This is a genomic window from Congregibacter sp. (assembly GCF_045107095.1).
In the GTDB taxonomy this organism is placed as follows: Bacteria; Pseudomonadota; Gammaproteobacteria; order Pseudomonadales; family Halieaceae; genus Congregibacter.
In genome coordinates this window covers 42046-53512 of record NZ_JBGCFU010000016.1, presented here as the reverse complement: position 1 = coordinate 53512, position 11467 = coordinate 42046, and the positions used below count along the sequence as shown (strand labels likewise).

Genomic DNA, 11467 nt, shown 5'->3' with positions numbered 1-11467 from the left:
AATGTCAGTGACGGGTCTGGTGGTGGCACTAGGTCTATTGGTCGACGGCTCTATCGTAATGACCGATGAGGTACGCAAGCGTCTATTAGCAGCGGAACCGCCTTTGGACGCTATCGGTGAGTCCGTGCACCGCATGCGCATGCCCCTTCTCTCTTCTACCGCCACGAATATTCTCGCATTTGTACCCATGGTTATTTTACCGGGCCCCGCAGGAGACTTTTTAGGCTCTATCGCAAAAGCGGTAGTCATTATGCTGGGATCTTCACTAGTGTTAGCTTTGGTGATCACCCCGGTATTGGCGGCACGCTTACTCCCCGGCGGTCTCAATAAAGGCTCCCACTGGTGGGAAACGGGTCTATCAAGCGGCGCCATGGGACGCGCTCTATCTCGCGCTCTGGACTGGTCTATTCGCCACCCTGGCGGCTCAGTCGCTCTGGCACTGGCCCTCCCCTTGGCGGGCTTCCTCGCCTTTCCCACACTCACGGCTCAGTTTTTCCCGGGAACAGATCGCGACCAACTGTCGCTCAAAGTTACCCTGCCCCCGGGCCGTTCGATCATGGATACCTATGAGCTTGTGCAGGAATTGGACGAGCGTTTGCGTGGCGAGCCGCTCATTCGACGGGTGGATTGGACCGTAGGCGAAAGCTCACCCCAGTTTTACTACAACCTCGTACGCAATAAAGAAGGTATACCAAGCTATGCCCAGGCCATGGTTCTGACGCGAGACGAAAACCAAACCGATGATCTGATCCGAAGGCTGCAAACAGAACTTGATGCAGAATATCCTCAAGCGCGCATTGTGGTTCTCGGGATAGAACAGGGACCGCCGGTTGCCGCCCCCTTGGAGATTGATGTACTGGGTCCCGACCTCGAAACCCTCCGGCAGCTTGGGGAGGAGTTTCGTCTGCGCATGGAACGGGTACACGATATCACTCACAGCAGTACCGGTTTGGTTGCGGGAGCCCCCAAGCTTGTATTTAAACTGGATGAGCAGCGGGTCCGCATGGCCGGACTCGACCTAGCGACCGTCGCAGAAACCTTGGACGCCGCGCTTCGAGGACGCGTTGGTGGAGAGATTTTGGAAGGCACGCAGCGCCTACCTGTGCGCGCCCGACTCAACGAAACTGACTGGGCAGACCCTGAGCAAATTGCCAGCATCCGACTCCCCTTACCTTCTTCCGATGGTGATAGCCGAACCCTTCAAAGCATCAGCCTGAGTACTCTTGGACGATTCAGTCTTGAGCCTGCCAACAGCCCCATTACACGGAGAGATGGAGAACGCATCAACACGGTACAAGGCTTTGTTACCCGCGGTGTACTCGCCGAGGGTGCGCTTAAGGATCTACAGGCAATTCTTGACGAAGATCCCGTCGTATTGCCTTTTGGGTATCGTTATCAATTTGGCGGCAACTCCGACGCTAGGGCGAGCGTAGTACAGAACATCATTGCGCCTATGGGACTGATAGTCTCTGCATTGCTTGCAACCATCGTACTCACCTTCAACTCCTGGAGGCTATCAGCGGTAGCATTCTCCGTATTCGTTTTATCCATGGGATTGAGTCTGCTATCTCTCGCTATTTTTCGCTATCCCTTTGGCGTGCAAGCCCTCATCGGTGTCATTGGATCTATCGGCGTGTCCATCAACGCCGCAATCATCATCCTCACGGCTCTGCAGTTAGATACACGTGCCGCTCGAGGTGAGCCAGACGCTGTTCGAGACGTGGTGATGGATTCGAGCCGCCATATTGTCTCTACCACCATCACGACCTTTGGCGGATTTCTACCCCTCATATTAGAGGGCAGCCAGTTTTGGCCGCCCTTTGCTATGGCTATCGCGGGCGGGGTTTTACTATCCACCGTCGTCTCATTCTTTTATATTCCCCCCATGTTTATGCTTTGCTACAGACGCAAACACCGCCGCCTTCAAGCCGAGCAGCATCCGACGCTGTTCGAGAGCAGGCGCAAGCAAACTATGAGTAATGTGGCATGAGCCTCGCGGCCAAGACCTATCACCATGGCAATTTGCGCAATACCTTGATTCTGGCTGCGTCCGAACTCATTGAAGCCAGCGGCTCTTTGAACTTTGCTATGGCAGACGCCGCCCGTCAGGCGGGCGTCAGCAACGCGGCTCCCTATCGACACTTCCGGGATCGCGATGCGCTGTTAGAAGCGGTCAGCCAGCTTGCCTACTATGGACTCGGGGAGCGCGTTCAGAAAGCTGTCGACCGCACGCAACAAGGCAGCATAGAAAGCATCATTGCCATTGGTCACGCTTACCTCGAGTACGTTATCGAAAAAGCTGCCTTTTATGACCTCATGTGGGGCGATATTGGTGCTCGCGCGATGGATGTAGACAGCTTTGATAAAAAATCATCGGGGTTTTACATGCTCGTAGACGCCGTTAGGGCCTTCGTCACGGAGCAGGGTCTTCAGGGTATTGATGAACTGGACCTTTCCGTGAAGCTTTGGTCGATGGTTCACGGCATGAGTGCCATTTCTATGAGTGGAAAGCTGCCCTACTTTTACCCCAACGCAGACATTCCCGCGATGCTGGATAGCAGCACACGGATTTTCATGGCCGGGCTACAAAACTCCTGTGAAATGCCTCCACCTTAGATACACTGCGAAACTCATCCCCTCGCGATTTCACAGCCCTGCCCCATGCGCGTCGTCTCTCTCACTGTTCTTTGCATCATTGTTACTGCGTTTTTTCCTCAGATCGCTGCAGAGGCACGCGTACTCAGCCCTCCCCCTGACTTAAGCCCGGAACAGGCAACCTACTCTAGCGGCTCCGTAAGTTCCGTTGTGCGAGAAGCGTTTGTGGTACGCCCTTTTGACGACATTGAGTTGCCCCAGGCATCGGTTCGCACAGTGCACGTGAGCCGGGGCGGCTACCTTTGGGCGGGAACGCGGGAAGGACTCGTCCAATACAAGTCTGGCCAGCAAACAACCTGGCGGCAGACACGGGATGGCAGAAGTGGCTTACCCTCAGGTGTCATTAACACAATCCACGAAGATCCTCAGGGCACCATCTGGGTCGGGACTACAAGAGGCATCTCTAAGCTGGGAAAAGATGCCGATGATTTTAGTATTGTCGTTCAGTCAGATGAGAGCTTTGCTACTCCTCTGGACGTTCTCGAGATCATCGACCTCAGTGGCTCTTTGTTGGCTGTATGCAACAGCGGAACTCTCGTTTTAATCAACGACGGCGATGTCGAGACTTTCAGCGACATCGGCTTTTTGGCCGATGAAAGCTTGCTATCGGCAACGGTCTTTGACGGCGATGTCTTTGTCGGTGGAATGTCAGGACGGATCTATAGACTGAAATTTACCGGCGACACATTCGAACTCGTCGCCACTCGGCAATCTGCAAGTCCGGTGATACAACTTGAAACCGACGGCAACTCGCTGATCTGGTTAGACAGAGAAGAAGGTCTCGTGTACTCCCCTTTGGAGGACGACTCGACTAAAGCCACTACAGTTTCCTCAAACATCAACCCCCTAAGTGGAGACACTCAGGGGTATTACCGCGCGATGGCAGCCGAGACACCTACAAGCGCATGGTTCGCAGCGGGCCCCAGTATTGTGCGACTCAAAGACGGTGTTACAGACATTGTCAGGCTTCCCGGCAGAGGCAATGAGGTTCGATTCATATCCGTGGATACGGTGGGGAATATATGGATAGGGACTTACTACGGCCTGTACTACGCCCTGGACACTAGCTTCACCGTTTTACAGACAGCGAGCGCCTACGATGCGGGGGTCATTATGAGTCTTGCAGCCTCCGACGATGAGCTGTTCCTGGGTGGACAAAACTTATGGGTCGGAGATTTAGACGCCCAACGCTTTACAGAATTTCGCGACACGCTGCCACGTGAATCTCGTCAAAAGTTACGCATAAACCCCGAAACGGTAGGGCAAAGCCCAATCACCGCTATGGCTGTAAGCGATAAAAATTTGCTCGCAGGTTACCTCGTCGGTGGCATGGATGTTGTCGATCGCAGCAACGGCCAGGTAGCGAACCTCACGGAAACTGCGGATGGTCGTAGTATGCAGGGCGCGGGACTTAGCGGTCTCGCTGAGGTAGGCCCCGACGCATGGTTGGGGTCATTTTACTTCCTGGGCCTTTTTGAAATTCGCATCCTCAATACACCCGACGCCCCACCGCAAATAGACATGACTCAAATCTCTGATGAAGAAACCTTAATCGGCGTCTATCGGTTGAGTAATGCCCAGTACATTGCTGTTGATCAAAACGCAGCGTTTTTCCTTGAGCGCGGCACAGACGGTCAATACACGAAACACCTCATCGAAGATTTACCCGATGGCATCGTGTTCGCTGTGGAACCCGACGGCAACGGCGGCGTGTTCCTGGGAATTGAAAACGTAGGCGTCCGGCATTTGAGCCAGGGGATGATTCAAAGCCAGCGCTACGCGCCTCAAAAAGTACCTGTGATCGAACAGTACCTGGAACGGAGCACTATCTGGCATCTCATGCTCGATGAAGAGAATTCCCTCTGGGTTGCAACCAATCAAGGGATCTATACCTTTGATCTAAGCAAGCAGGAAATGCTTGCCCACCTAACCTATTCCGATGGCCTTCCGTCCAACGAGTTTGATTACAGCCCTCACGCGAACCTGCGGGCACCGAACGGCGATCGTCTATTTATTTCGGCAAAAGTCCCCGTGGTATTTAAAGAGCCCATTAGGTCCTCGGGAGACAAGCTGCGACTGTTTTGGACAGACAGTACCCTCAACGGAGAGCCCTTTGGTCCCGCCGTTTTCAGTGCCAATGGAAGCGGGGCTACTTTGCCGGTGGACTATTCAGCGGCATCCAACGGGCTGCTCGAAATAAACTATGGCTATGACAATCATGTACAAGCCATCGAACTGAACCACGCGATGCGCTTCGCAGGAACCGACGAGTGGCTCCCCCAAAGTGGCCCGACTATCCAACTCACGAGGCAACAGTCCTGGGGGGAGATTCCCATCGAGATCGCGATGATCGATACCAACGGAGACATCGCTTCGGAACCGCTATCGGTCACCGTAGATATTAAACCTCCGATCTACATTTTATGGTTCTTTGATCTTCGATATGTGATACCAGGAACCCTGTTTATGGCAGCCCTGCTGCTGGCTATGCAACGGCGTAGTCGCGACAATCAAGCCAGGGTACTCGAGGAGGCGGGTCGTAAACGAGAGGTATTTGAAGCGGAGATGCGTGGCCGCTTGAGCGAAAAAGAGATCCTACTGCGAGAGCTACACCACCGAGTGGGTAACCTCCTGACCAACTTCTCGGCGAACGTAAGCTCCATGCAACGATCGGCAAAGCAAACAGAAACCAAGGAGTCTTTGGCCAACCTAAACGCGCGACTCAAAGTTCAGAAAGCCGTGCACCAGTTGTTACAGCGCTCAGATCGAACGGACGTTAACGTCGCGACAATGATCCAACGCGTGAGTCACGGCGTCCGTGACTTGTTCCACGATGTTGATGGGAGGCCCATCGAGTTTGATCTTGATGACATTTACGTCACCTACTCGAAAGCGCAATATCTCGGGCTGATCGTGAATGAGTTGCTCACGAATACCTACAAACACACCATCCAGACCGAGACTCCCTACCTAGCATCTATGTCTTTGAAAAAGTGTGACCTCAAGAACGAGGTGCGATTTCACTACCGTGACAACGGTGAAGGCCTGGATCCTGACGAAATTACAGCCGCCTACGTACGCAAACGTTACTCCGAGCTAAAGGGCTTTGGCCAGATTGTGGGATTAGCCAGAGAACTCGGCGGAGAGCCACGTCTCTACAACGATAACGGCATGCACTTCGAGCTCGTCCTGAAATCGAAAGCCATCGGGTCGGCGCCTGAGCCATCCGCGGCTTCACCGACATCGGCTCATCGTGCAACTAACTCAGCGGTCGAACATACCTGAGCCCGAGTCTTATATCGCTTCAATGTGAGCCTTAGGAACTAAGCTCCGGCCGACCCATAGAGCAACTTCTCCTGTGAATCTCGCGCTGCCACTATCAGCGAGTCCTCGCGGACACGATTCCGAAGATACCTACGATAGCGGTACCCTATCCGGGTTCTTTCATAGTGCTTCGATTCGCGTTGATCTACCGCGACACTTAAGTACTGCAACTTCACCCAATAGGCCACCTCGGGACTTGACGTCCCCAGCGCCTCTGGATCAAGCCCGCCATTAAGCTCTGCAGCCCAGCAGGCGCCAATCAAATTAGGCGCCTTCACAGCGATCGCCCGACACTTGTTACACGACGCCGGATAGTTGGCTCGCAACCGCGCGACCACAGAAGCGCTGAACACATGCCCCTTGTCGCAAAGCCAGTGGAGTGACTCGTTGGAACTCTTGCGCTGGGTAACCGCCGTGTCCGGCGGATTGAGTGTGGGATGCAGCTCCTTCGCAAGTTCCGGCGCACTAAACGCTATGGCCTTACAAGACTGACAGGTAGCTTGATGGCGCGCCGTGCTTGTTCGATGGCAAATGGGAGAGCTCCACGAATGCCCGTTGTCGCATATCCAAAATGCTTCACGCTGGCTTCCCGGAGCAAACTCTTCTGGTCCCCGCGCATTGCGCTGGTAGTCCCACTGCTCTACCAGACCGGGGTGAGTATCAACCAGGCTAAGGGAGGGGTCTTTCTTTCCGGAAATCTTCCACTCGGTTTTTCCTTCCCGGCGGCACTCCTGACAGCGGTGCCCGGTGGACAGCACGCGATATGGCGCACGAGCGAATGAGTGGCCATTCTCGCAACGCCAAAAACGCCTTTCGCGATCGTAGGCCGAGATATTGGTAGGTGAGCATTCATTGAGATCATCATCCCAAAACGCCAGCAACCCTGGCATACGAGTCGCTACAGATCCCGCACAGATACCACAACCGCGACTTCGACGATGAGAGGAGCGGGTTTCTCGATATTCGTGGCCACCGGGGCAGCGCCATGTGCACATGACCCTCGAATCTTCCGCGAGCGATGAAAACGCACTCCCATCGTCACTGGAAACAAAACGACTCATCAGCTCAGCGCCGGTGAACTCCTGAAACCGCGGTGGCAGTACGACGCCCTCGGGAAGACTATTCGCTTTCTGTGATTCGCTCATTCGGCTCAATTTCCTCGCTTATTCGCAACGCATCATACGGTGCTGTCAACCGATAAAGAAGGTACCTTTTCGGACATCAACAGCGCATGATAGCAACGTAATGATTTATTATTCGCTGAGTTTCACGCATGTCCATCTTATGTGAAACTTTATAATGTTTCTTAAACGAAAAGTGTGAACCAAGGCCGCCTCGAATGCCATCGATCTCACCATTTCAGCCTGAGTATCAAGCACTTGTCGTAGAGAATGAGCTCGACTTCAGGTCTGAGCTCATTTATTTCATAGAGGCATTGGATGTAGGCATCAGCGTTGTGGCCGAAGCGTCGAGCTTCGGTGATGCGAAAGCCCTTCTGGATCGAGGCGGCATTGACCTTCTCGTCACAGACATCAACCTTACAGACAGCCCTCGATTTACCGTCGGGGATCGTGACGGTCTGGAACTGGCTGCCTATGCCAAAGACACTTACAACATCCCGTCAATATTTTTAACAGCATTTGCGGATTTTGACCCTGCGGTATTTAACATTGCCGCTGCTTGCGAGCCTGTGGGATTCATCCAGAAAAATGGCGATCACATTGATCTGCAAACTAGAGATCACATCACGCTTGCAGTTCGCCGACTCGAGGGCATCCGCAGAGAAAGAGAGACCGCGCGGCAGCTTGCAGACATTGGCGAGCTTGTCGGTAGAGCCAAGCTATACATCGACGATGATGGATTGATCTACGACTTTGACAATGAAGCTTGCGAAATCCTCGAGCGCCCCGCCGATGAGCTTCGAAGTCTGCATTGGGGAGATGTGATATCTATATCACCCCCACCACCTGAGGGCTCTCATCCACTTCAGAAGGCTATTGATTCCGATGAGCAGGTCTATCTTCCGTCCATCGCCATAAACTTGCCAAACGACGGACTGTTTTTGGGATCAGTACTGGCAACGTCGAGCGAGCATTTGCGACGCCCCTGCAAGCTGTTGCTGCTAAGAGATCTCGGCCAAACAACGAGGGATCCCGAAAACTGGGAACTCTCCGAAGGTAATTGCCTAATTTTCATCGGCGTATCGCCCGCACTCGATGAGAACACCCTCGACCTATCTCTGGATGCTCGCACAGTCATGCTAGAGCTGCAAAGTGGTGTTCTCGCGCGATTTCCTTCAAGCGTCACGGTTAGCATCCTACAACCCAAGACCTTAGCGGTGATCCTTGAATCAACGTCAGAAGCCGTCGGCCACAATCTCATCTCTACCTTCGTCATGGAGATGGAAGGCATGCTCGCCAAGCGCCATTCCGGATTAAAGCTGCATGCCGGGGTCGCCGGAGTCAAACGCCACATGTCCGTTCGTGACATGCTCTACGAAGCCTTGAGCGCCCTGGAGGACGCGCAACGCGATCCGACAAAGCGCGTGCATAGCGCTACCAAAAAACTGCGAGCGTCCTAGGCGCGCGTGGAGAGGTAGCTATTTTGGCAAGGGCCGCAAAATCTGATCAATATGTGCTTCAACCGATGCTGCCTGCGGGAGTAGCTGTGCTCGATACTGATGCGATTTTTCCTGTGCGACGCATCTTTTGTGTGGGTAGGAACTACGCCGAGCACGCCAAAGAAATGGGCGCGGACCCTCAGCGAGAACCGCCGTTTTTTTTTACAAAGCCTGCTGATGCCGTAGCCGCCGACGGCAGTGATGTGCCCTACCCCAGCGCCACTAGCAATCTGCACCATGAAGTAGAACTGGTGATAGCGATTGCAGTGCGCGGACAAAACATTGCCCCCTCTGCCGCACTCGACCACGTCTTTGGTTACGCGGTGGGAAATGATCTGACGCGCAGAGACCTTCAGGCAACGGCTAAGAAAACCGGACGGCCCTGGGATACGGCAAAAGGCTTTGACCAGTCAGCACCGATTGCGGCCATCAGCCCGGTGGATCGCTGTGGGCATATCAGCAACGGAAAAATCTCGCTCAGCGTCAATGGAGAGTGTCGTCAGACGGGTGATATCAGCGACATGATTTGGAGTACTGCCGAAATCATCAGCACACTGTCGACGCTGTTTACCTTACAGCCCGGCGACCTCATTTTTACGGGTACGCCCGCTGGTGTTGGGGCGCTTAAGCCTGGGGACGTGATTGAAGCCTGTATCGACGGACTACCGACATTGAGACACGGCATAGCTTCTAGAGACTAATATTCGTCGTCGGGGAGGTCCTCCGGATAGAACCCCGTAGTGAATCTTTCTACACTGGAGCCGTAAACTATCAGTGCGGAACCATGTGTCCGGAACTATGTGCCCGGTATCCCGGTATAAAGTGCAAAGGATGTCTCCGGTACGTACCCTTTGTGATTGGCGCGCCCAGGAGGATTCGAACCCCCGACCGCCGGCTTAGAAGGCCGATGCTCTATCCAGCTGAGCTATGAGCGCGTAGATCAAGAAAGCTGCTGCGCAATTGTAGGTGCTGCGCGCCTGTGATGAAACCATTAAACGGCCTTTCAGGCGCAAAGCAACGGGAAACCATTGAAGGATTGACCAAAAGTGCCCGACGCTTGGGGGTTTCAAATTTTTGAAAAAAATGGGGTGGCCGACGGGTCTTGAACCCGCTACCTCCGGAGTCACAATCCGGTGCTCTACCTGGTGAGCTACGGCCACCACTAAACGGTTTCCAAGCACCTATGGCATACCGGTCTGAGCAAAGCTCGCTCTATGCCAAGTTAGTAGCGCTCTTTCGGAGGGGTGTGCAGATTCGGCTTTAAACAAAGGTGGTCGGGGTAGAGAGATTCGAACTCCCGACATCCTGCTCCCAAAGCAGGCGCGCTACCAGACTGCGCTATACCCCGATGTAACTTTGTACCTTTAAAACCTTACCCCTACACACAGTTCACACTACCTTTCTCGTGATCTGTGAGCAAGCCCGATTTAGGGAGCGCGAATGTTACTCATCCGCCCCACCCTCGTCAATCAAAAACCTAACTGTTTACCCGTCGCCACAAGGTTCCTTGGGCTGAGTCTTCCAGCACGATGCCGGCCGCGGTGAGTTCCTCGCGAATTTCGTCTGCCCGCGCGTAATTTCCATCTGCCTTGGCCGCCGTGCGCTCCGCGATAAGCGCATCTACCGTTGCGCCATCCAAGGCACCCGCGCCCGCAGCGCTTTCACCCTGCAGCCACTCCAGAGGATCTTGCTGGAGTATTCCCATGAGATTTCCTGCCGCAAGAAATCGAGCCTTTAGCACAGGCTTGTCAGCCTCCTGGGCCTTGTTGATATCCCGGGCAATAACATGAAGCTCACTGATAGCCAGAGGCGTGTTCAAGTCGTCACAGAGCGCCGAATAAAACGCCTCGCCTTCAAGAGCCACATCCGTATCCAGCTCGATATGTTGTATTCCACGTAAGGTGTTGTAGAAGTTCGTGAGCGTTTGTTCCGCCTGCTCCAACAAAGCCTCGGAAAAATTAAGGGGCGAACGATAGTGAGCAGACAGCAAGGCAAAGCGAAGCACTTCGCCACGATACCGTGTGAGCAGCTCGCGTATGGTCGCAACATTCCCCAAAGACTTGGACATCTTCTCGCCGTCCATATCCAGAAAAGCGTTGTGCATCCACACGCGTACAAACTCATCGCCAAACGCGCAGCAGCTTTGCGCGAGCTCGTTTTCATGGTGCGGGAAGATAAGATCTCGACCGCCACCGTGAATATCAATAGTCGGCCCCAGATGCTCTCGTATCATCGCTGAACATTCGAGATGCCACCCAGGTCTCACGCGGCCCCAAGGGCTATCCCAACCAGGCTCGTCGTCGCTGGAAGGCTTCCACAGAACAAAATCGCCGGGATGGCGCTTATAACTCGCCACTTCCACTCGAGCACCCGCCAGCATGTCGTCAAGGGAACGGCCGGACAACTGCCCGTAATCTTCCATAGACGTCACATCGAAGAGCACGTGACCTTCTGAGGCATAGGCATGCTCTCGTTCAATCAGGGTCTCTGTGAGCGCAATCATCGGCCCAATGTTGTCTGTCGCGTGCGGCTCCAGCGTAGGCGGCAGTGCATTTAGCTCCGCCGTATCTTCTCGATACTTCTTTGTGAACTCCTGCGAGATCACATCGATGGCGACGCCCTGCTCCCGCGCCGCCTGCATGATCTTGTCGTCGATATCGGTAATGTTGCGCGCGTAAACCACCTCGTCGTAACGGGTTTGCAGCACACGAAACAAGGTATCAAAGACCACCACGGGACGGGCATTCCCGATGTGGGCCAGGTTGTAAACCGTTGGCCCGCATACATACATGGTGACGCGATCAGGGTCGATGGGGCTAAAGACTTCTTTGCCTCTGGCTCGCGTGTTGTAGAGCTGAAGATCCACTT

General features: G+C 54.1%; 7 protein-coding genes and 3 tRNA genes. 5 read left to right on the top strand and 5 right to left on the bottom strand.

Annotated features, from left to right (window positions below; translation table 11 throughout):
* From AB8B76_RS03755 to AB8B76_RS03745, 3 genes are all read left to right on the top strand, one after another.
* Positions 1-1990, top strand: a 1990-nt coding sequence (locus AB8B76_RS03755) for an efflux RND transporter permease subunit (RefSeq protein ID WP_405270407.1), incomplete at its 5' end; no start/stop codon positions are given.
* A complete protein-coding gene (locus AB8B76_RS03750) occupies positions 1987-2616 on the top strand; it encodes a TetR/AcrR family transcriptional regulator (RefSeq protein WP_405270405.1) in 630 nt (209 codons plus the stop codon). The genes AB8B76_RS03755 and AB8B76_RS03750, both read left to right, overlap by 4 nt.
* Before the next feature lie 45 nt (positions 2617-2661).
* Positions 2662-5940, top strand: coding sequence for a two-component regulator propeller domain-containing protein (locus tag AB8B76_RS03745; protein WP_405270403.1), 3279 nt, complete (start codon positions 2662-2664; stop codon positions 5938-5940).
* A gap of 38 nt (positions 5941-5978) precedes the next feature.
* Here the strand turns inward: AB8B76_RS03745 and AB8B76_RS03740 are convergent, their stop codons facing one another.
* A complete protein-coding gene (locus tag AB8B76_RS03740; protein WP_405270401.1) occupies positions 5979-7124 on the bottom strand; it encodes a zinc-ribbon domain-containing protein in 1146 nt (381 codons plus the stop codon).
* Positions 7125-7318: 194 nt separating this feature from the next.
* On the opposite strand from AB8B76_RS03740, the gene AB8B76_RS03735 reads away from it, so the two are divergent.
* Positions 7319-8560, top strand: coding sequence for a response regulator (locus AB8B76_RS03735; protein ID WP_405270399.1), 1242 nt, complete (start codon positions 7319-7321; stop codon positions 8558-8560).
* Positions 8561-8646: 86 nt separating this feature from the next.
* Positions 8647-9300, top strand: coding sequence for a fumarylacetoacetate hydrolase family protein (locus tag AB8B76_RS03730; RefSeq protein WP_405270397.1), 654 nt, complete (start codon positions 8647-8649; stop codon positions 9298-9300).
* A gap of 157 nt (positions 9301-9457) precedes the next feature.
* Here AB8B76_RS03730 and AB8B76_RS03725 read toward each other — a convergent pair.
* From AB8B76_RS03725 to cysS, 4 genes are all read right to left on the bottom strand, one after another.
* A tRNA-Arg gene (locus tag AB8B76_RS03725) sits at positions 9458-9534 on the bottom strand.
* Positions 9535-9683: 149 nt separating this feature from the next.
* Positions 9684-9759, bottom strand: a tRNA-His gene (locus tag AB8B76_RS03720).
* 111 nt (positions 9760-9870) lie between these two features.
* Positions 9871-9947, bottom strand: a tRNA-Pro gene (locus AB8B76_RS03715).
* 129 nt (positions 9948-10076) lie between these two features.
* Positions 10077-11465: a cysteine--tRNA ligase gene (gene cysS / locus AB8B76_RS03710; protein ID WP_405270395.1), complete on the bottom strand. Its 1389-nt coding sequence runs from the start codon at positions 11463-11465 to the stop codon at positions 10077-10079.
* Between the last annotated feature and the right edge of the window lie 2 nt (positions 11466-11467).

Coding starts and splice junctions, on each gene's coding strand:
- AB8B76_RS03750 (WP_405270405.1), top strand. CDS start 1,987: ATGAGCCTCGCGGCCAAGACCTATCACCATGGCAATTTGCGCAATACC.
- AB8B76_RS03745 (WP_405270403.1), top strand. CDS start 2,662: ATGCGCGTCGTCTCTCTCACTGTTCTTTGCATCATTGTTACTGCGTTT.
- AB8B76_RS03740 (WP_405270401.1), bottom strand. CDS start 7,124: ATGAGCGAATCACAGAAAGCGAATAGTCTTCCCGAGGGCGTCGTACTG.
- AB8B76_RS03735 (WP_405270399.1), top strand. CDS start 7,319: ATGCCATCGATCTCACCATTTCAGCCTGAGTATCAAGCACTTGTCGTA.